We start from the raw sequence: 20,421 nt of genomic DNA on the forward strand, positions 1-20,421 counted from the left end.
ATAAAATTTTAAATAGATGTCAAAAAGGGTTAAAATTGGTACTTTGGAATAATAAATTATAAAAAAAAGCCCAATCTTTGGATTGAGCTTCGTGTTTTGTGATCCCGCTGGGATTCGAACCCAGGACCCATACATTAAAAGTGTATTGCTCTACCAGCTGAGCTACGGAATCCTATTTCGTAATGAAATACCCTTCGTTGTTTGAAGTGATGCAAAGGTAGAAAAAACTATTGCACATGCAAAATTTTACTTCAAAATATTTTAATAAATTTAATAACTCTTTGTTTTACAGATTGAAAAAATATGTTCTTAATTAAAGGTCTAAAGCTGTTTTAAATGATTCTGTCTCTTTGCACGAATCATTCTGTCTGCCCCGTTAATATCTTTAAATATTTCCACTGTTTCAAATCCTTTTTTGTGCAGTAAGTCCGCAGTCTCTTGACTTAAATATTGATTAATCTCAAAATATAAGGTTCCGTCAGGTTGCAAATGATACAGTGCAAAATCAGCGATATAGTCGTAAAAAATTAGGGGAGCCGATTCTTCTACAAATAGCGCGGAGTGTGGCTCGTGATTTAATACATTTGCGTGCATATGCTGTTTCTCAAGTGGCGTAATATATGGTGGATTGCTTACGATAATATCAAAACCTTGTGTCTCAGCGAACATGAATTCCCATTCTAAAATATCAGCCAAAATAAATTGAACGTTCTGATGGAGACGTGAGTTGTTTCGTTTTGCTACTTCAATGGCCTCCGCGGAAATGTCGACAGCCCATACATTACTTTTGTTGAGATGTTTTTGTAGGGTGATGGGAATACATCCTGTTCCAGTCCCGATATCAATAACTTTTAATTTCGCTTGTTTAATATGATCTTGTAGTATTAGATGAACCAACTCTTCGGTTTCAGGCCTTGGAATCAATGTGCTTTCATTTACTTCAAATTTTAAACCATAAAAATCGGCTTTACCCAGTATATGTTGCAATGGTTTTCCATTCATGAGATCTTGAAGGATAGAATATATCTGTGCAGTGTAATTATCAGCAGGATTTGATTTTTCTATTAAATATTTCCCCGAACTCACAGCAGCAATGTCTTCTATCACCATTAAAAATAATGTTTTGATTTCGTCCGCATCGTAAACCGGTGCAAGCTTTTGCTGAAAAAGAATCTCAAAATCTTTCCAAGTAGTTCCCATTTCACAAAATTACAATATTATGCAGGGCTTTTCTTTTAAAATATGGCAAAATGCTAAGTTTGTATTATGCAAAAAGAGGAAAAGTATATCAAACGATGTTTGGAATTGGCAGTTTTGGGTGCGGGGACTGTAAGTCCAAATCCTATGGTTGGGGCGGTGATTGTGTGTGATAATAAAATCATAGGAGAGGGATATACTTCACCTTATGGTGGTGCGCATGCAGAAGTCAACGCTGTTCAAAATGCGATTATCTGTTTGGGTGAATCAGAAGCGAAACAACTTTTTAAAAAATCTACTATCTATGTTTCCTTAGAACCTTGTGCGCACCATGGTAAAACGCCTCCTTGTGCAGATATGTTGGTTTCGTATCAGTTTCAAAAAGTTGTGGTTGGTTGTCTTGATCCATTTGCAAAGGTTAATGGTCTTGGTATTCAGAAATTAACTAACGCAGGAATTGAGGTTGTTGTGGGCGTCTTGGAAAAAGAATGTAAATTTATAAACCGTCGATTTTTTACGCGTATAAGTCAATATAGGCCATACGTGATTTTGAAATGGGCAGAAACGCAAAATGGTTTCTTTGCTCCACCTGATACAACACAAAAATGGATTTCGAATGCTGCGTGTAAACAGTTGGTTCACAAATGGCGTTCGGAAGAAGATGCTATTTTAGTAGGTACGCGAACGGCTTTAGTTGATAATCCCGAATTAACCAATAGATTGTGGTCAGGAAAATCGCCAAAACGTGTCCTAATTGATAAATCCTTAGCTGTTCCAACTGATTCAAATTTATTTTTATCCACAGAATCAGACTTAATAATTTTCAATTCCATCAAAACCGATTGGAATGGTCATCTAAAATATATTGAGCTCGAAAATTTTGATTTATACCTTCCGCAAAATATCTTATACCAACTTTATCTTATGGATGTGCAATCCATTATTATAGAAGGAGGGGCGAAGACTATTCAACAATTTGTAGACGCTGGACTGTGGGATGAAGCACGTGTATTTGTTGGTAATTCATCGTGGGAGAATGGCGTGCAATCTCCTGTTTTAAGATCTACAGCAACAGAAAAACAATTGGTTGGTGATAATGAATTAAATATTTATTATAAAAATTAATTTTATTTCGTTAATTTTCAGAATGAAGTGGCCTGAGAAATTGCTTCATTTTATATGGCGCTATAAATTAATTAACCAATCCAACCTTCGTACTACACAGGGTGAAGCTCTGCGTGTGCTTGATTTTGGACAATATAATACAAATGCAGGAGCTGATTTTGAATTTGCCAAAATTGAAATCAATGGTCGAATTTGGGTGGGAAATGTGGAGTTGCATGTTAGCTCATTGGATTGGAAATTTCATCAACATCATTTAGATCCCCGTTACAACTCTTACACGTTGTATGGGAAAATTATGAACAGAGTGGAGCGATTCGATTAGATAACACTAATATCCCCACTTTAGTGCTTAAAAATTATGTAGACAATGCTTTGTTAGAAAAATACCATCAATTGATGAGTAATGAACAGTGGATATCATGTGAAAATCAATTGCATAAAGTTCCGGAATTAACGATTTCAAATTGGTTGGACAGATTGATAATTGAACGCCTAGAATCTAAAATGGAAATAGTGACTTCGTGGGCTCAACTAACAGGATATGATTGGGAGAAAGTGCAATTGATAGCCATATCTAAAGCATTTGGGATGAAGGTAAATTCAGATGCGTTTGAGAAATTAATGCTCCAATTGAATACTAATCTGTTGTACAAATACGCTAATGATCCATTCAAACTAGAAGCTCTATTGTTTGGATTGTCAGGATTTTTGTCTAGCAAAAATTTAGATGATGCATATGCTAAAGATCTTTGGGAGGAATTTGGATATTTAAAGCATATGCATGGTTTAGGTAGCCAATCACTCGTCGAGTGGAAATTTTTGCGAATGCGTCCTTATAATTTTCCTACATATCGTATGGCGCAATTATGCGGCTTGCTAAATAAACGGATTCAATGGTTTGAATTTATAAAAACAAGCGCATTGCAGGAGGTTATTGAAGATTTGGAAGCTATTTGTACATCTGGATATTGGCGAGATCATTTTCATTTCCATAAAATATCAAAACCACATGATACTCGATTAACTTCTGATTTTATACAGCATATAGTCTTAAATGCTTTTATACCCATATTATTTACGTACGGAAAATATATTGGCCGAGAAGATTTACAACAAAAGGCCTTGGAATGGTTACATAATTTGAAAGTTGAGAAAAATAATATTGTTGCTGGGTTCAAGGAAAGAGCAATAGAAGCTAAAACTGCAGGCGAGTCCCAAGCATTACTGCAGCTATTCCGCCATTATTGTGCAGGAAAGAAATGTCTCGATTGCGCAATAGGTTACTGTGTGCTTAGTCGTTAAGTTGTTTTAAGTATTTCTGCTATTTCATGAAATCCTTTTTTTGCAGCGTAATGAGCTGCAGTATCTCCTGTGTCACTTACTACACTGATATCAGCCCCTTGTTCTAATAGAATAATAATCAAATCAATATTTCCATGTTGCGCAGCATAATGTAATGGAGTAAGTCCTCCATATTGTCGAACATTCACCTCAGCTCCAGCTTCAATTAGAAGCTTGCCTATGTCGCTATTATTATTGCTCAATGCAGCATGTAAAGGGTATACTTGATATCCATTTTGAGAGGGAATATTTGGATCAGCTTTATGGGTAAGTAAAAATCGCACAATATCCTCTTTGTTGAAATGTGTAGCAATTCCTAATGCAGTGAATCCATGAGTGGACAATTCTTCAACAATATCCTGTTTATGTTCAACCATCATTTGTATATGTTGAAGCAAACCTGTCGCACAGGCCTCATGTATCGTAATACTTGTGGTGTATTTGAGTATAACTTGAATTATTTGAGGCTTATTGTAATAGCACGCAAGTAACAATGGAGAAATATCATGACTTGTTCTCTCTTTTAGAATATAAGGTTGGACACTTAAAAGATGTTCTAAATCCAAATGATTGCCAGTCTCTATGTATTGTTCAAGAATTGATAAGCTCATTATTACATGTTTAATAGTTCTAAGTAAATAAAAATTATCAAAAAAATTGAAATTGTGGATAATTTTCAGAATGTTTATTAATAAAATATTCATTAACTAAATCTCTAAGAAAATTTTTTTAATAAAAAGTTATTTATAGTTGTGCGGTCGGTTGTTTAAGTGGATGACTTTTGTAGATTTATAACTACAAATTTATATCAATCCTTTATTAATTAATAATTTTCCCTTGTAGTTAACAAAGCTCTTGCTACTTTTGTTATGCCCTCCCCAAGGGCATGTTTTTCATAGGTAGATGTAGGGGTCGAATATTTCTTATTCGACCCTTTTTTATTTAGCTTTGTTTTTATGAGTAAAAGGAAGATAGTAGTTGCTATAACTGGCGCGTCAGGATCCATATATGCAAAAGTGTTATTGGAAAAATTAGCATTAATTAAAACAGATCAACTAGCAGATGTAGGGGTAGTGATGTCTGATAATGCAAAATATGTGTGGAGGTATGAGCTTGGTGATGAATCTTACAATAATTTTGATTTTTCATTTTATTCCAAAAATGATTTTATGGCGCCTTTTGCTTCGGGATCAGCGCAATACGATAGTATGATTGTCTGCCCATGTTCAATGGGAACATTAGCTCGTATTGCAACTGGAACTTCATCAGACTTAACTACGCGTGCAGCAGATGTAATATTGAAAGAACGCCGTAAATTAGTATTGGTTACGCGCGAAACTCCACTTAACTTAATCCATATAAACAATATGGCTGCAGTGACACAGGCGGGAGGGATTATTTGTCCAGCATCTCCCTCATTTTACAGCTTACCGCAGTCTATGGAGGATGTAGCGGCGACCGTTGTTGATCGTGTATTATCACTGATAGATCTAAAAATTGATACCTATCGTTGGGGCGATAAATAACGTATGCCATTGAAAATCCTTCTTTATGTAAAAGCATTTTTGCGTACATTTGTCTTTTAATGAAAAAACACAAAAATATAGTCTATTTATGCGTCAACTTATATGCGATTTATATGGACATACTATGTAATATTTTGTGTATTCTACAACATTTAGAATTTCAAATCCCTTTTTTTTCCAAGAATTAATCCAATGAGTACATTCCTAATTACTTCTGCCAATTTGATTTCGCCAGGTCATACTTTAGACGGTCAAAAAGTCGATATTTTAATTAAAGATGGAGTAATTGCAGATATAGCAAGTAAAATAACGGCAGAAAAAAATGTTCAAACCATCGATGTTGATGGATCTACAGTGAGTGCGGGTTTCTTTGATTTGAATGTAAATATTGGTGAACCGGGCTACGAAACTAAAGAGGATGTAGCAACAGGAACTGCAGCTGCGGCAGCGGGTGGTTTTACGGGTATAGCTGTTCATCCGAATACAAATCCTTCCATTCAGAGTAGAGCTGAAGTTTCTCTTTTGGTGAATGCTGCGAAAGGAAATCTGGTAGATGTGCATCCAATTGGTGCGATTTCCAAAAAGCGCGAAGGCAATGAATTGGCTGAGTTGTATGATATGAAAATCAACGGTGCGTTGGCTTTTTGTGATGGAAATAGAAGTGTTCAACAAGCTGGTTTGATGGGAAGAGCCTTATTATATTCAAAAGGATTTGAGGGGTTGATTATTTCATTTGCACAGGATGAATCCATTGCTGGAGGAAATCAAATGAATGAAGGGATAATGAGTACATATTTGGGTATGAAAGGTATTCCAAATTTGGCTGAATCGTTAATGGTATCGCGTGATTTGTACTTAGCAGAATACAATGAAGCGCCTATCCACTTTACGACGATTTCTACAGCAGAATCTGTAGAATTAATCAAAAAAGCAAAAGCTAAAGGATTAAAAGTTACTTGTGATGTTGCTGCGCATAATTTAGTCTTTACTGATGATGATGTGGTAGGATTTGATTCCAATTATAAGGTAAGTCCTCCTTTACGTACCAAAAAGGATGTCAAAGCGTTATTGAAGGGATTGAAAGAGGGGGTAATTGATGCGGTAGTTTCTCAACATACGCCACAAGAAATAGAATTTAAAGACGTAGAATTTCAAATTGCAAAAAATGGTATCACAGGTTTACAAACGGTGTTGCCATTATTAATCAAAGCTGGCTTGTCTGATGAGCAAATTGTTGATAAATTAGTAATCGGTTCACGTAAAGTCGTAAGTTTGGATATACCTGTACTTGAAAAAGGTGCCGAAGCTAATTTAGTGGTATTCAATCGTAATGAAAAATGGACTTTTGATGAAAAATCAAACAAGTCTAAAGGTAAAAATAATCCATTATTCGGTTCCGAATTAGTGGGTAAAGTAAAATTGGTTGTAAATAATAACCAATTGATTATAAATAATTAATACTATGGATAATAAAGTAAAAAATGCGTTAGAAGCTGGTGTAGCGACTTATGCATCACTAGAAAATGTTGAAAGTGCTGAATTTCTTTCTGCATTAAAAACGACATTCGCGCTAGAAGCTCCTTTTATGACGAAAGTGGGAGCTATGGATACCGTATTTGATAATCACCAGTCATTTGAGGAATTAAGAGAATTATCTTTTGATTTGTTAATGATCAATTTCTTTGCAGAAGACGTACAGAAATTAGAAGAAGATTATTTGGATTCGGAAGAGTGGGAGCAAATAGAAGAGGATACTTTGGATCGTGGTACAGAATTGTTGAATGTTTTCTTGTATTTGAAAGAATGCGCGGATGATGAGATAGAAGTTGATTTGGATGATTATTTGAAAGAATTCTTATTGGTAGAAGAAGATGAATTCCAAGATGAGCACCGTATTTATGAAAAAGTAATTGCTAATCAAATATTGGTAGAATCGGATTATTCGGAAATTGCCAAAGTCGCGAAAACAGTTGGTCCCATGGAAGAATTGTATGAGCTATTTAATCCTGTTGTTTCTTTCTTCTACGAGCAAAATCCATCAGCTCAACAAATTGAAGAGTTTACTTCTCATGCTGAAAATAAAGCTTACGAAACAGCTCTTTATCAGGTAATCGTTAATTTCAACAAATAAAAAATGGTTGAAGGAAAGTTTTCTGAAGCGGGCTTCAATGCCTCGTACAACAAAAAGGAAAGTATTAAGTATGGAATTATCCTCGGGATAATTTCATTTCTTTTAGGAATCATCGTGTTATTTGTAAGCCGCAATATGCAATCGTTTTGGATGTTGACTTCTATGTCATTCATTATCAATACGATTTTTTATATGATCGTGGCATTAGCATTTTCTTACACATTGCGCAAAAAGAATGGTGGATTTTGGAATTTTTCTATTGGATTGAAATCCATATTCTTAATGCTATTAGTATCTACGGTACTAGCAACTGTATCTACTATGGTATACGTACATGTCATAAATCCTGGATTGCAAGAGGAAGTATTGCGCAATACTATCAATATCACGATAGAACAGCTTGAGACGAGCGGTGCACCAGATGATGTAATCGATTCGCGTGTTGCAGCATTAGAAGAACAAATGAATACGCTGGGGCAGATTACCATCAAAAATATTTTTAGAAGTTTGATGATTTCAATTCTGATGCAGTTTGTTTTTTCATTAATACTTTCGGCCATTACGCGTAACGAAAAACTTTCGCAAGGTCAACCCGCAAATTTTAACTAAATCATAGCCAAATAGGTACGATATAAAATGGATATATCTGTAGTAATACCATTGTACAACGAAGAAGAATCACTGCCTGAATTAACAGACTGGATTCGTCGCGTCATGCTTACGCATAATTTTTCTTACGAAATTATTCTAGTAGATGATGGAAGTAAAGACTCTTCTTGGAAGGTAATTATGGATTTGAAGAAAACCCATGAGCAAATTTCAGGAATCAAGTTCAGAAGAAATTACGGTAAATCTGCTGCGTTAAATGTGGGTTTTGCGGCTACGCAAGGTGATGTTATTATCACTATGGATGCGGATCTGCAAGATAGTCCAGACGAAATTCCAGAATTGTACGATAGAATTATGAATCAAGGAGCGGATTTGGTTTCGGGTTGGAAACAAAAGCGCTATGATCCTTTGACGAAAACTATTCCTACCAAATTGTTTAATTCTGTAACGCGTAGTGTATCGGGAATTGATAATTTGCACGATTTTAATTGTGGGTTGAAAGCCTACAAAAAGGATGTAGTGAAGAGTATAGAAGTTTATGGCGAAATGCATCGTTATATTCCTGTGATTGCAAAATGGGCTGGTTTTACAAATATCCAAGAGCAAGTAGTACAACATTATCCACGTAAATATGGTACGACCAAATTTGGTCCAGGGCGTTTCGTAAAAGGATTTTTGGACTTGATGTCTATATTTTTTGTCGGAAAATTTGGTAAGCGTCCAATGCACTTTTTCGGACCAGTAGGAGTGGTGAGCTTTTTAATTGGCTTCTTTATCACAATATACTTGATTTGCGAAAAATTGATGAGTATTGCCAATGGTACAGATTATCGTAATGTGACGGATCAACCACTGTTTTTCTTGTCATTATTAGCAATTATGATCGGTACTCAACTCTTTCTGACAGGCTTTATCGCTGAATTGCTGTCACGTAATAGTTCTGAAAGAAATAAATACCATATTGAACGCGTCATCTAAAAATATGTTTTTTTCCATAGTCATCCCATTATACAATAGACCCGACGAAATCAAAGAGTTGTTGGCCTCGCTGTCGCAACAAACTTATACATCGTTTGAAGTTATTATTGTGGAGGATGGCTCTAGCAAACCTGCAAAGCATATCGTTCAATCTTTTTCAAGTAGGTTGGATATACATTATTTTGAAAAGAAAAATGAGGGACAGGGATTTGCGCGTAATTATGGTTTTGAACGAGCCAAAGGTGATTATTTTATTGTCTTTGATTCGGATATAATAGTTCCTTCTGGTTATTTAGAAGTAGTGAAAAGGTCGATTGAGGAAAATAAATGGGATGCTTTTGGTGGACCCGATGCAGCTCATGAATCGTTCACAACAATTCAGAAAGCAATTAGCTATTCCATGACAAGTCCTTTCACCACAGGCGGCATTCGTGGCAACAAAAAGCATGTTGGACAGTTTCATCCACGCAGCTTCAATATGGGGCTTTCTAGAGCGTTGTGGTCGAATATTGGAGGATATAATTTGTCTCGTCGTTCAGAAGATATCGAGTTTAGTATTCGAATGATCAATTCTGGCTATAAAGTGGGATTAATACCGGAAGCATTTGTATATCATAAAAGACGAACAAGCTTTCCGCAGTTTTTCAAACAGACAAATGCATTTGGGAAAGGACGTATTGACATTTCAATACTTTATCCATCAGAGCTAAAATTAGTCCACGCTTTACCCGCAGCTTTTACGTTAGGCGTGATCGTTTTGCTGGTGCTAAATATTATTAATTATACGATTTTTACCGCATTCATACCGTTACAAATTTTGGTTTACCTCGGTAATGCTTTTGTTGTTCTTTATACTTGCTTATTGTTTTTACATGCGCTCATCACAACAAAAAGTGTTGTTGTTGCTTTCAATGGCGTTATTGCAGCCTTCACGCAGCTATTTGCGTATGGAACAGGGTTTATGACAAATTTTATAGATCGTATTTGGCTACACAAAAATACGTCAAAGTAATCATCTACAAAGTAAATTAATCGTGGTATCTATTACGCAATATAATTTAGACAAAATAGAAAATCTATTATTAGATTTGGGCTACAAGGTTCGTTATGAAAAGGGAAATTTCAAGACGGGAGCTTGTGTCATTCAGAATACAAAAATGATTATTGTGAACAAATTCTCCAATTTAGAGATAAAAATCAATTCGTTGATTCTTCTGTTGCGTGAATTTGAAGTGACTAAAGAAGATTTAGACGAAAAACAATGGACATTTTATAAGACATTAATTAAAAAAGAAGAGGCTTAGTTTGAAGATTCGATTTTTGGGAACAGGAACTTCGCAAGGTGTGCCCGTCATAGCTTGTGATTGTGAAGTCTGCACTTCTTCAGATGTGCATGATAATCGCTTACGTTCTTCTGTTCTGATCGAATTGGATAATGGTCGTAATATTGTAATCGATACAGGTCCTGACTTTCGGTATCAGATGTTGCGAGAAGGTGTTAAGAATCTTGATGCCATATTGATGACGCATTCCCATAAAGATCATATAGCGGGACTAGACGATGTACGTGCATTCAATTATCAACAGCAACAAGCCATTTCGATATATTCTAATTCAGCGACTTTAGAAGCGTTACAACGTGAGTTTTATTACGCTTTTTCTGCAATCAAATATCCAGGCGTACCGCAATTGGAGTTAAAAGAAATTCAACCACTCGATAGTTTTGAAATCTTAGGAACTGAAATTTTACCTTTCGAAGTCTTACATTACAAAATGCCTGTTTTAGGATTCCGAATAGGAAATTTCGCGTACATTACAGATGCGAAAACAATAACTCCAGAATCTCGATTGATTTTACAAGGAGTGGAGGTTTTGGTTGTTAATGCGCTTCAAGAGGAACCACATATTTCGCATTTTACATTAAATGAAGCACTAGATTTTATAGCAGATATAAATCCTACAACAGCTTATCTTACGCACATCAGTCATAGATTCGGCACACACGAATACATACAATCCATTTTACCCCAAAATGTTTTTCCCGCATACGATAGACTGCGTGTAGAAATAAAATAATTTATCGTTAATCAAACCTTTCTTATTTCTAGTTGTTATTACCTAAAACAAATTAATTAACACACTAGGTTCAATTATAAAATTAAGGAATATGGGAAATCTACTTTATTTGATCGCAGTTATATTGGTAATTATATGGGCGATTAGTTTTTTAGGCGGTTATGCAACAGGTGGTATTATTCACATCTTGTTGGTAATTGCAATCATTGTCGTTTTATTACGTGTAATACGAGGTAACGCTTAGCAATAAGACATTAATTCGTATTAAGATAGAGTTTGGCTATTTCAAAGTCTTCTGCAAAAGTTAGTTTAATATTTTTATAGCTGCTTTCAATGAGGTGAATGGAATAGCCAATTTTTTCAACTACTGAAGCATCATCAGTGAACGTCGGTAATTCAGCTTGCTGATAAGCTTCTTGGATTACTTGTGCAGGAAATGTTTGTGGGGTTTGTATTTGCCACACCGTATCACGATCTACAGCATCATTATCACTTATACTTCCAATTCTAATTGAATTAGTACTTTTCTGTGCTAATACATTTGATTTTCCTTCAAATGCTAACACAAAAGACTTTTCGATTAAAAGCGAATCCACTAATGGACGGGCAGCATCATGAACTGCTACAGTATTATCCTCATCATAGAAAAAATCAGGAAATCGTGTTTCTAAATAGTTCAATGCATTGCGCACACTTTGAAATCTTGTTTTGCCACCTAATATTAATTCGTGAGGCAGGGTGAAATTGTATTGCTCACACAATTCATTCCAGTAATCGACCATTTCTGCGTTTATAGCCACGATGATTTTATCGACATAGGGCTCGAAAGCTGAAATTGTATGCATCAATACAGGCTTCTCATTTAAAAGCATAAATTGTTTTGGTAGATTCTTATTCAACCTTGAGCCTGATCCTCCTGCAGCAATAACAACAACTCGATTCAACATAGATAGTTACTGATTTATAATTAAAAAAGCGTGACTGAAAACAATCACGCTCAAAAATATTGAAATATTATTAAATTCTTAAATAATCAACATCGCATCACCATAGCTGTAGAATTTGTACTTTTCTTTTACAGCTACCTCATATGCATTCATGACATTTTCATATCCAGCGAATGCTGCAATCATTACTAATAATGTCGATTCAGGTGTATGGAAATTCGTAATCATCGAATTTGCAATACTGAAATCATAAGGAGGGTAAATAAATTTACTCGTCCAGTCAGCAGCTGGTTTCAAACGACGATCTGCAGATACAGCAGACTCGATTGCACGCATAGAAGTAGTTCCTACCGCACACACACGTCTTTTACCATCAATTGCTTTATTTACTATTTTTGCCGCCTCATCAGTGATTATGAATTGCTCAGAATCCATCTTATGCTTGGTCAAGTCTTCAACTTCAACTGTACGGAATGTTCCTAAACCGACGTGAAGCGTGATTTCAGCAAAATCAATACCTTTCAGTTCCAAACGTTTCATCAATTCACGAGAAAAGTGCAAACCTGCAGTAGGAGCAGCAACAGCACCTTCGTTTTTAGCATATATAGTTTGATAACGGAATTTATCTTCAGGAGTCGCTTTACGTGTAATATATTTAGGAAGTGGAGTTTCGCCCAAAATTTCAATATTACGACGGAATTCTTCGTCTGTACCGTCGAATAAGAAACGAATAGTACGTCCTCTCGAAGTTGTATTGTCTACAACCTCAGCTACTAACAAATCATCATCACCAAAATACAATTTATTTCCAACACGGATTTTACGAGCAGGATCTACCAAAACATCCCAAAGACGCAATTCTTTATTCAATTCACGTAACAAGAAAACTTCGATAGTAGCACCAGTCTTTTCCTTGTTGCCGTACATACGCGCAGGGAAAACCTTAGTGTTATTCAAAATCATTACATCCTTATCATCAAAATAATCTAGAACGTCTTTGAAAATTTTATGCTCAATTTTACCAGTGTCCTTGTGAAGTACCATTAAACGTGCTTCATCACGGTGTTCTGAAGGTTCGTTAGCTAATAGAGATTCAGGTAAGTTGAATTTAAATTGTGATAATTTCATTTGTATCAGTTTTATGTTTATTCGCCAGCTTACAGGGCTAGCTAAAAGCATACAAAGGTACGTAATTAGAACTATAAAATGCTAATAAGACATAAATATATGATGGTATTATGAGATTTAAACAATCTCCCATCTTTGGGTGTTTTATAACATAGAATAAAAAAAATGAAATTAATTAAAAGATTATGAAAAATAATTGTAATTTAAAATCCAGTAAACAATCAGACTAAACTAATTACATATTTAATTATGACGGACACAAAGAAAGAAGGAATCGCTTCCGATCTTATTACTGAGGAGACCTTAGAAAATATTCAGCACGTAAATAACCCAGTGTTGGATTTACCTACCATTGAAAAAACATATCTACAAGAAGTTAAAAGCGTTACTAAAGAGGGAAATAACTACATTTTCTCTGATGGGAAAGCGCGTATTGAAGTTAAAATAATATCGGATGATATCATCAGGGTACGTTTGGCACCTATAGGCGTTTTCTTAGATGATTTCTCATATGCGGTTGTAGAACAAGAACATGAACCTCATGTACATGAGGTTTCGGAAGACGATAAAAATTATCATGTTAGCACAAATAATGTTACATGCACTATAAGTAAGAAAGATTTTTTAGTTTCTTTTTCGGATGCTAAAGGAAAATTAATGAATGCCGATTATTCTCCTATGCACTGGGAAGAGAATATGGATTTTGGTGGTTATTATGTATACGCTACCAAAAAAGCATTTGATGACGAAGTGTTTTATGGTTGCGGCGATAAGGCTTCTCATTTGAATCTTCGTGGAAGAAGAATTGTAAATTGGAATTCGGACACTTATTCGTATGCTTTTAATCAAGAACCACTGTACAAAACTATACCTTTTTACTTGGGTGTAACAGGCGGTGACGCATATGGTATTTTCTTCGACAATACATTTAAAACATATTTTGACTTCGCGGCAGAACATAAAGACCAAACAAGTTTTTGGTCTGAAGGTGGTGAGTTGCAATATTATTATATTCATGGACCACAATTGATTGATGTCGTAAAGCGTTACCACGATTTGACTGGTACGCATTTCTTGCCACCACTTTGGGCTATTGGATATCATCAATGTCGTTGGAGTTATTACCCAGAAGCGAATGTTCGCCATGTAACCGAGCAATTCCGCAAAAGAGAGATTCCATGTGATGCCATTTATTTGGATATTGACTATATGGATGGGTATCGTTGCTTTACTTGGAACAAAAAATATTTCCCAGATCCACGCAAGATGATTTCTGATCTTTCTGCGAATGGTTTTAAGACGGTAGTAATGATTGATCCAGGTATCAAAGTAGATGAAAATTATTGGGTCTTCAAAGAAGGGCAAGACAATAAATATTTCTGCCGTCGTGGGGATGATTACTTTATGGAAGGTTTCGTGTGGCCAGGTCGTTGTCAATTTCCGGATTATACAAATCCTAAAGTAAGAGAATGGTGGGGCGGATTATATAAAGGTCTAGTTGAGGATGGTGTAGCTGGTTTTTGGAATGACATGAATGAGCCTGCAATATTTGGTAAAGGCACTTTCCCAGATGATGTAAGGCACTATTATGAAGGATATCGAGGTTCTCACCGCAAAGCCCATAATATTTATGGTATGCAGATGGTGCGTGCTACGTACGATGGTTTGAAAAAGTTATATAAGAACAAAAGACCATTTACAATTACACGTGCTGCCTATTCTGGTACGCAACGTTATTCATCAGTATGGACAGGTGATAATATTGCGACATGGGAACACTTGAGAATTGGTACATTACAATTGCAACGTCTATCGATGTCTGGTTTATCTTTCTGCGGTACTGATATTGGAGGTTTCACGGGTAATCCTGATGGCGAATTATACACGCGTTGGATGCAGTTTGGTGTATTTTCACCATTTATGCGTGTACACTCTGCTGGTGATACTGTAGATAGAGAGCCTTGGAGTTTTGGTCCAGAGTGGGAAGCTATTTGTAAGAAATTTATTGAATTACGTTATAAATTATTACCTTATATCTATTCTATATTTTGGCAACAACACAAATATGGTTTACCAATTTTGAGACCAGTAGCCATGTTAGAACAAGATGTTTACAAGAACTTATTGCGTGAGGAAGAATTTGCATTCGGCGATAAAATTTTGGTTTCACCTGTATTAAACCCAGGTCAAAAATCTAAAGTTGTTTATTTACCAAAAGGCAATTGGTATTACTATTTTAATCATTCTATTCACGCTGGAGGTACGGAGGTAGAAGTAGCTACGCCTCTTGATGAAATGCCAATATTTATCAAAGCAGGAACTGTAATGGCTGAATATCCTGTAATGCAATATACGGGCGAGAAAAAAATCGAGTCATTGAAGTTGTTAATGTTTTACGATCAAGGAGAGAATCACAGTTATGGATATACCGATCATGGTGATACCTTCGCTTACGAACAAGAAATTTATTTGGAGAAGCATTTTATTCAAACAAGTACGAGTAATAGTGTGAAGCTTTTACAGCAACGCGAAGGATTATTTACAGAAAAGTACGATGATTATAAAATTTATCCGGTAGGACTACCATTTGAACCTAAAAAAGTAATAGTTGACGGTATTTCTTTAGACTTCCAAACAGACGAAAATGGTGAAAAATACATTCTTGTGGATAATGATTTCAAAAAATTAACAATTGAATAATATACAATTATGAGTAGAGCAGTTGAAGTTTTTTCTTTGTTCACAGATTTTGATATCAGTCTGTTTAGAAGTGGCAAACACTTTCGTCTTTATGAAAAATTCGGTTCTCAGACTGTATTTTTAGATGGAAGACAAGGAGTGTACTTTGCGGTTTGGGCACCCAATGCCAAAAAGATATCCGTGATTGGAAACTTCAATGGTTGGAATCCATATAGTCATGAATTGTATGTGCGATGGGACGAAAGTGGTATTTGGGAAGGCGTTATTTTTAATGTTGGCATCGGTGAAGTGTATAAATATCGCATTGAGACCTATACTGGAGAGATTTTAGAAAAAGCTGATCCATTTGCATTGTCCATGGAAATTCCACCAAAAACAGCTTCTGTTATTACAACAACTTGGCATCAGTGGCAAGATGATAAATGGATGAGAGATCGTCACGATCGTAATCGTCTTGATCGACCGATGTCAGTATACGAATTGCATATAGGGTCTTGGATACGAGACCCTAATGATCCCGACCGTTTGCTTACTTATCGGGAGATAGCCGAAAAGCTAGTTCCTTACGTAAAGTCCTTGGGTTTTACCCATGTTGAATTTATGCCAATTATGGAGCATCCATATTATCCTTCATGGGGTTATCAAATCACAGGCTATTTTGCAGCTTCGTCAAGATATGGAACACCACAGGAATTGATGTTCTTAATTGAGCAGTTGCACAAAAATGAAATTGGGGTGATTTTAGACTGGGTTCCATCACATTTTCCTGGCGATGCGCATGGACTTTACCGATTTGATGGTTCCGCATTGTATGAGCATGAAGATATGCGTAAGGGATTTCATCCAGATTGGAAATCCTATATATTTAATTATGGTCGCAATGAAGTACGTTCATTTTTAATTAGTAATGCATTATTTTGGCTCGATAGATACCATATTGACGGTTTACGTGTCGATGCTGTAGCTTCTATGCTTTATCTTGATTATTCGAGAAATGAGGGAGAATGGATTCCGAATGAATTCGGTGGAAGAGAAAATTTGGAAGCCGTACATTTCTTAAAAGAATTTAATGAAGCTGTGTATGCAAATTACCCTGATGTACAGACTATAGCTGAAGAATCAACATCGTGGCCAGGCGTGAGTAAACCAACTTATGATGGTGGGTTAGGATTTGGAATGAAATGGATGATGGGATGGATGCACGACACCTTAGGTTATTTTAAAGAAGATCCAATAAATAGAAAATACAATCACAGTCAATTGACATTTGCTTCTGTATATGCTTACCATGAACACTTTATGCTTCCTTTGTCGCATGACGAGGTGGTCTATGGTAAAGGGTCTATGGTGAAAAAAATGGCAGGAGACGAATGGCAAAAGTTTGCAAATTTGCGCGCATTATATCTATTTATGTATACTTTCTCGGGTACAAAATTGGTGTTTATGGGTGGCGAATTTGGACAAACTTCTGAGTGGAATGTAAACCAATCTTTGGATTGGCATTTGATGGCTTTTCCACCTCATAAAGGCTTGTTCGAATTCTTCAAAAAGCTAAATACGACGTATAAAAATGAACCAGCGCTTTACGAAAAGGCTTTTAGCCCAGAAGGTTTTGAATGGCTAGAATTGAATGATGCGGACAATAGTATTTTAGCATATATCAGAAAAGGTCATGATCAACACAATGATTTGGTTGTGGTGTTAAATCTTACACCGGTTGTCCGTGAAAGCTATCGAGTAGGCGTTCCTACTGCTGGTAATTGGGAGATAATCTTCAATTCTGACGACCTAGATTATTTTGGATCGGGTGTAAGCATTGGAAATATAAAGTCAGAACCAATACATTGGATGTATAGAGACAATTCAATCAACTTAAAGTTACCTCCATTAGGAGGTGTTATATTAAAGATGACAACTTAAATATTTAACAACCTAAACTAATATAAAATATGAAAGTTATTCATTTAAGTGTAGAGTGTTATCCTGTCGCTAAAGTAGGAGGTTTAGCAGATGTGGTGGGCGCTCTGCCTAAATACCAGCGCAAGCTTGGTGTTGATGCTAGTGTAGTAATGCCGTGGTTTGACAAACCATATGTGCATTCTCATAAATTTGAGGTGGTAGCTGAAGGCGGGTTTTACCAAGGTTCACAATATCTAAATTACACGGTATTTTCACACGAAGAGTCTAATCTAGGGTTTCCATTATATTTAATTAAAGTTCCTGGCTTTTTGGATCGTCCTGAGGTTTATGGATATGGGGATGATAGTGAACAATGGCTTGCATTTCAACATGCATTTTTGCACTGGATATTAAATAATAATATACGTCCAGATGTGATTAATTGCCATGATCACCATGTTGGATTAATACCTTTTTTACTTAAAAACACAAACGATTTTAGAGAGTTAGCTGGTATAAAGACATTATTTACAATTCATAATGGTCAGTACCAAGGTTGGATGAATTGGAATAAAGGAATTTTGTTGCCAAGTTTTGATACCTGGAAGTGGGGCTTACTGGATTGGGGCGGTTCCATTAATCCACTCTCATCAGCAATACGTTGTTGTGATGCGTATTCTACTGTTTCAGATGGTTATTTGGGTGAACTTGTTCACGAAGCAAAAGGTTTAGAAAGCTTATTTGTAGATCAGGCGTATAAAGCTCATGGAATTGTAAATGGGATAGATTTAGATCTTTGGAATCCTGCTAAAGATCCATTAATTCTGAGCAACTATACATCGCGAACAGTGAAAAGTGGGAAAAGAAAAAATAAGGAGGCATTTTGTGAGAAAGTTGGATTGCCCTCGGATGGTCTGCTTTTGACTTATATTGGCCGTTTTGCTTATGAAAAGGGTGCAGATATTTTAGCATCAGTTTTACATAATTATTATTCGCAAAATGAAAATAATTTAACTATATTTATTTTAGGCTCTGGCGATGAGGGTATACAGAAAGATATCGAAATAGCATTTGAAAAATATGCGCCTAAGATTGCTGTATTTTTTGGGTATAATGAAGCATTAGCGCATGAAGCATATGCTGCATCTGATGTTATACTTATGCCATCGCGCGTAGAACCATGCGGCCTTAACCAACTATACGCACTAAAATATGGTACTATACCACTTGTTCGTGGCGTCGGTGGACTGAAAGATACAGTCATTGATGTTAGCCAAGAAGATGGATACGGTTTCGTATTTAACGATTTTTCAGTGCAAAGTATCGATAGCACGATTAAGCGTGCCTTGGCATATTCTGCTAAAGAAAAAGATTGGTCGGTTATCACGCGAAAAGCAATGGCTTTAGATTTTTCATGGGACAAATCAGCACAAAAATACATAGAATTATATAACCAGTTACTCAAATAATTATGTCACACAAAGTTGTATCCATAGTACTAGGAGGAGGTCGAGGAACTCGCCTTTATCCATTGACCGATCAGCGTTCAAAGCCAGCAGTACCAATTGCAGGTAAGTATCGTTTGGTCGATATTCCAATATCAAACTGTCTAAATTCAGGTTATAACAAAATTTTTGTTTTAACGCAGTATAACTCAGCGTCACTGAATAAACACATTAAAAATACATACAATTTTAGTGTGTTCAGTAAAGGCTTCATCGATATCTTGGCTGCTGAGCAAACCAATGAAGGAGATAGATGGTTTGAAGGTACAGCAGATGCAGTACGTCGTACCCAAAAGAATCTTGTGAATGTTGATTACGACTATGTGTTGATTCTTTCTGGTGATCAATTGTATCAGATGGATTATGCAGCGATGGTGGATTTCCATGTTAAAAATGGTGGTGAAATTACTATCGGAACAATTCCAGTGGAGGGTAAAGAGGCTACAGGTTTTGGTATCTTAAAATCAAATGAGAATGGGGATGTGACATCTTTCATTGAAAAACCTTCGGCTGATTTATTGCCAGACTGGACTTCTGAAGTGCCAGAAAATCTTGCTAGACAGGGGAGAAATTTTCTTGCCTCTATGGGTATCTACGTTTTTTCAAAAGGTGTTTTATCTCGCTTATTGGCAGAGAATCCAGGTATGGATTTTGGAAAAGAGATTATTCCTGAGGCTATCGGTAAAAGTAAGGTGTTGAGTTATCCATTTGATAGCTATTGGACAGATATCGGTACTATAGCTTCTTTCTTCGAAGCAAATATCAGTTTGACCGATAATATTCCATTATTCAATCTTTTCGGAGAGCCTGTTTTTACGCGTCCACGTATGTTGCCACCTTCTAAAGTTTCCGGATCAACATTGAATAATGCATTACTTGCTGACGGCTGTATCATCTTGAGTGATAAAGTTGAGCAATCCGTAATTGGGGTTCGATCTCGTATTGGAAGAGGAACGGTAATAAAGCGTACGTATATGATGGGTTCGGATTATTATGAAGATCTAAGTACTGTTGTAGAAAAGACGAATTCGCAACAGCCACCTCCAATCGGCGTAGGAGAACGTTGTTATATCGAAAATGCGATTTTGGATAAAAATTGTAGAATCGGAAATGATGTGCGTATAGTTGGAGGAGTGCACCTTGGAGATGAAGATTCTGAACATTATACCATATGCGATGGAATAGTCGTTGTAAAGAAAAACGCTGTAATCCCGAACGGTACAGTTATTGGTCGCTAAAAAATATAAGGCTTCAATTTT

Annotated in this window: 18 protein-coding genes, 1 tRNA gene and 1 pseudogene; 15 read left to right on the top strand and 5 right to left on the bottom strand. The window is 36.0% G+C overall.

The window, feature by feature from the left end:
• Positions 1–99 precede the first annotated feature (99 nt).
• Together GOQ16_RS01200 and prmC are read right to left on the bottom strand one after the other, a co-directional pair.
• Positions 100–172, bottom strand: a tRNA-Lys gene (locus GOQ16_RS01200).
• 149 nt (positions 173–321) lie between these two features.
• Positions 322–1,200, bottom strand: coding sequence for a peptide chain release factor N(5)-glutamine methyltransferase (gene prmC, locus GOQ16_RS01205; RefSeq protein WP_160067078.1), 879 nt, complete (start codon positions 1,198–1,200; stop codon positions 322–324).
• Between the two features lie 66 nt (positions 1,201–1,266).
• On the opposite strand from prmC, the gene ribD reads away from it, so the two are divergent.
• The gene (gene ribD / locus GOQ16_RS01210) at positions 1,267–2,322 is read left to right on the top strand and encodes a bifunctional diaminohydroxyphosphoribosylaminopyrimidine deaminase/5-amino-6-(5-phosphoribosylamino)uracil reductase RibD (RefSeq protein ID WP_160067080.1); all 1,056 of its coding nucleotides are present in this window, start codon (positions 1,267–1,269) and stop codon (positions 2,320–2,322) included.
• Positions 2,323–2,344: 22 nt separating this feature from the next.
• Positions 2,345–3,624 (top strand): annotated as a pseudogene (locus tag GOQ16_RS01220) (DUF2851 family protein).
• Here the strand turns inward: GOQ16_RS01220 and GOQ16_RS01225 are convergent.
• A complete protein-coding gene (locus GOQ16_RS01225) occupies positions 3,621–4,274 on the bottom strand; it encodes an ankyrin repeat domain-containing protein (protein ID WP_160067086.1) in 654 nt (217 codons plus the stop codon). The pseudogene GOQ16_RS01220 and the gene GOQ16_RS01225 sit on opposite strands and share 4 nt — an antisense overlap.
• A 345-nt stretch (positions 4,275–4,619) precedes the next feature.
• Between GOQ16_RS01225 and GOQ16_RS01230 the strand changes: the two genes are divergently transcribed.
• From GOQ16_RS01230 to GOQ16_RS01270, 9 genes are all read left to right on the top strand, one after another.
• Complete coding sequence (locus GOQ16_RS01230; protein ID WP_160067088.1) at positions 4,620–5,189, top strand: UbiX family flavin prenyltransferase; 570 nt, start codon at positions 4,620–4,622, stop codon at positions 5,187–5,189.
• A 192-nt stretch (positions 5,190–5,381) separates the two neighbouring features.
• Positions 5,382–6,647: a dihydroorotase gene (locus GOQ16_RS01235; RefSeq protein ID WP_160067090.1), complete on the top strand. Its 1,266-nt coding sequence runs from the start codon at positions 5,382–5,384 to the stop codon at positions 6,645–6,647.
• 4 nt (positions 6,648–6,651) lie between these two features.
• Positions 6,652–7,320, top strand: a complete 669-nt coding sequence (locus tag GOQ16_RS01240) for a hypothetical protein (RefSeq protein WP_160067092.1) — start codon at positions 6,652–6,654, stop codon at positions 7,318–7,320.
• Positions 7,321–7,323: 3 nt separating this feature from the next.
• Positions 7,324–7,929 (top strand): DUF4199 domain-containing protein, encoded by a 606-nt coding sequence (locus GOQ16_RS01245; RefSeq protein ID WP_160067094.1) that lies wholly within the window; start codon positions 7,324–7,326, stop codon positions 7,927–7,929.
• Positions 7,930–7,956: 27 nt separating this feature from the next.
• Positions 7,957–8,907, top strand: coding sequence for a glycosyltransferase family 2 protein (locus GOQ16_RS01250; protein WP_149913547.1), 951 nt, complete (start codon positions 7,957–7,959; stop codon positions 8,905–8,907).
• A gap of 4 nt (positions 8,908–8,911) precedes the next feature.
• Positions 8,912–9,919, top strand: coding sequence for a glycosyltransferase (locus tag GOQ16_RS01255; protein WP_160067096.1), 1,008 nt, complete (start codon positions 8,912–8,914; stop codon positions 9,917–9,919).
• Positions 9,920–9,941: 22 nt separating this feature from the next.
• Positions 9,942–10,211, top strand: a complete 270-nt coding sequence (locus GOQ16_RS01260; protein ID WP_160067098.1) for a hypothetical protein — start codon at positions 9,942–9,944, stop codon at positions 10,209–10,211.
• Position 10,212: 1 nt separating this feature from the next.
• A complete protein-coding gene (locus GOQ16_RS01265; RefSeq protein ID WP_160067100.1) occupies positions 10,213–10,983 on the top strand; it encodes an MBL fold metallo-hydrolase in 771 nt (256 codons plus the stop codon).
• Positions 10,984–11,074: 91 nt separating this feature from the next.
• Positions 11,075–11,227, top strand: a complete 153-nt coding sequence (locus GOQ16_RS01270; protein WP_149913551.1) for a lmo0937 family membrane protein — start codon at positions 11,075–11,077, stop codon at positions 11,225–11,227.
• A 10-nt stretch (positions 11,228–11,237) separates the two neighbouring features.
• On the opposite strand, the gene GOQ16_RS01275 is transcribed toward GOQ16_RS01270, so the two are convergent.
• Both GOQ16_RS01275 and queA read right to left on the bottom strand, forming a co-directional pair.
• Positions 11,238–11,930 (bottom strand): IspD/TarI family cytidylyltransferase, encoded by a 693-nt coding sequence (locus tag GOQ16_RS01275; RefSeq protein WP_160067102.1) that lies wholly within the window; start codon positions 11,928–11,930, stop codon positions 11,238–11,240.
• Between the two features lie 78 nt (positions 11,931–12,008).
• Entirely contained in the window at positions 12,009–13,058 is a 1,050-nt protein-coding gene (queA, locus tag GOQ16_RS01280; RefSeq protein ID WP_160067104.1) for a tRNA preQ1(34) S-adenosylmethionine ribosyltransferase-isomerase QueA, read from the bottom strand.
• A 249-nt stretch (positions 13,059–13,307) separates the two neighbouring features.
• Here queA and GOQ16_RS01285 point away from each other — a divergent pair, with 249 nt between their 5' ends.
• From GOQ16_RS01285 to GOQ16_RS01300, 4 genes are read left to right on the top strand one after another with little or no spacing between them, the layout of a single operon-like run.
• On the top strand, positions 13,308–15,758 hold the full coding sequence (locus tag GOQ16_RS01285) for a glycoside hydrolase family 31 protein (protein WP_160067106.1): 2,451 nt from the start codon (positions 13,308–13,310) through the stop codon (positions 15,756–15,758).
• A 9-nt stretch (positions 15,759–15,767) separates the two neighbouring features.
• Positions 15,768–17,678: a 1,4-alpha-glucan branching protein GlgB gene (glgB, locus tag GOQ16_RS01290; protein WP_160067108.1), complete on the top strand. Its 1,911-nt coding sequence runs from the start codon at positions 15,768–15,770 to the stop codon at positions 17,676–17,678.
• 29 nt (positions 17,679–17,707) lie between these two features.
• Positions 17,708–19,126 carry a glycogen synthase gene (locus GOQ16_RS01295; protein WP_160067110.1) on the top strand — a complete coding sequence of 473 codons (1,419 nt, stop codon included), beginning with the start codon at positions 17,708–17,710 and terminating at the stop codon, positions 19,124–19,126.
• A gap of 2 nt (positions 19,127–19,128) precedes the next feature.
• On the top strand, positions 19,129–20,400 hold the full coding sequence (locus tag GOQ16_RS01300) for a glucose-1-phosphate adenylyltransferase (protein ID WP_149913557.1): 1,272 nt from the start codon (positions 19,129–19,131) through the stop codon (positions 20,398–20,400).
• The last annotated feature ends 21 nt before the right edge of the window (positions 20,401–20,421 follow it).

The organism is Sphingobacterium bovisgrunnientis (genome assembly GCF_009829085.1).
GTDB classification, from domain to species: domain Bacteria; phylum Bacteroidota; class Bacteroidia; order Sphingobacteriales; family Sphingobacteriaceae; genus Sphingobacterium; species Sphingobacterium bovisgrunnientis.

Excerpts from the sequence above, each read along its gene's own strand:
- prmC (WP_160067078.1), bottom strand. The coding sequence starts at position 1,200 with ATGGGAACTACTTGGAAAGATTTTGAGATTCTTTTTCAGCAAAAGCTT.
- ribD (WP_160067080.1), top strand. The coding sequence starts at position 1,267 with ATGCAAAAAGAGGAAAAGTATATCAAACGATGTTTGGAATTGGCAGTT.
- GOQ16_RS01225 (WP_160067086.1), bottom strand. The coding sequence starts at position 4,274 with ATGAGCTTATCAATTCTTGAACAATACATAGAGACTGGCAATCATTTG.
- GOQ16_RS01230 (WP_160067088.1), top strand. The coding sequence starts at position 4,620 with ATGAGTAAAAGGAAGATAGTAGTTGCTATAACTGGCGCGTCAGGATCC.
- GOQ16_RS01235 (WP_160067090.1), top strand. The coding sequence starts at position 5,382 with ATGAGTACATTCCTAATTACTTCTGCCAATTTGATTTCGCCAGGTCAT.
- GOQ16_RS01240 (WP_160067092.1), top strand. The coding sequence starts at position 6,652 with ATGGATAATAAAGTAAAAAATGCGTTAGAAGCTGGTGTAGCGACTTAT.
- GOQ16_RS01245 (WP_160067094.1), top strand. The coding sequence starts at position 7,324 with ATGGTTGAAGGAAAGTTTTCTGAAGCGGGCTTCAATGCCTCGTACAAC.
- GOQ16_RS01250 (WP_149913547.1), top strand. The coding sequence starts at position 7,957 with ATGGATATATCTGTAGTAATACCATTGTACAACGAAGAAGAATCACTG.
- GOQ16_RS01255 (WP_160067096.1), top strand. The coding sequence starts at position 8,912 with ATGTTTTTTTCCATAGTCATCCCATTATACAATAGACCCGACGAAATC.
- GOQ16_RS01270 (WP_149913551.1), top strand. The coding sequence starts at position 11,075 with ATGGGAAATCTACTTTATTTGATCGCAGTTATATTGGTAATTATATGG.
- GOQ16_RS01275 (WP_160067102.1), bottom strand. The coding sequence starts at position 11,930 with ATGTTGAATCGAGTTGTTGTTATTGCTGCAGGAGGATCAGGCTCAAGG.
- queA (WP_160067104.1), bottom strand. The coding sequence starts at position 13,058 with ATGAAATTATCACAATTTAAATTCAACTTACCTGAATCTCTATTAGCT.
- GOQ16_RS01285 (WP_160067106.1), top strand. The coding sequence starts at position 13,308 with ATGACGGACACAAAGAAAGAAGGAATCGCTTCCGATCTTATTACTGAG.
- glgB (WP_160067108.1), top strand. The coding sequence starts at position 15,768 with ATGAGTAGAGCAGTTGAAGTTTTTTCTTTGTTCACAGATTTTGATATC.
- GOQ16_RS01295 (WP_160067110.1), top strand. The coding sequence starts at position 17,708 with ATGAAAGTTATTCATTTAAGTGTAGAGTGTTATCCTGTCGCTAAAGTA.
- GOQ16_RS01300 (WP_149913557.1), top strand. The coding sequence starts at position 19,129 with ATGTCACACAAAGTTGTATCCATAGTACTAGGAGGAGGTCGAGGAACT.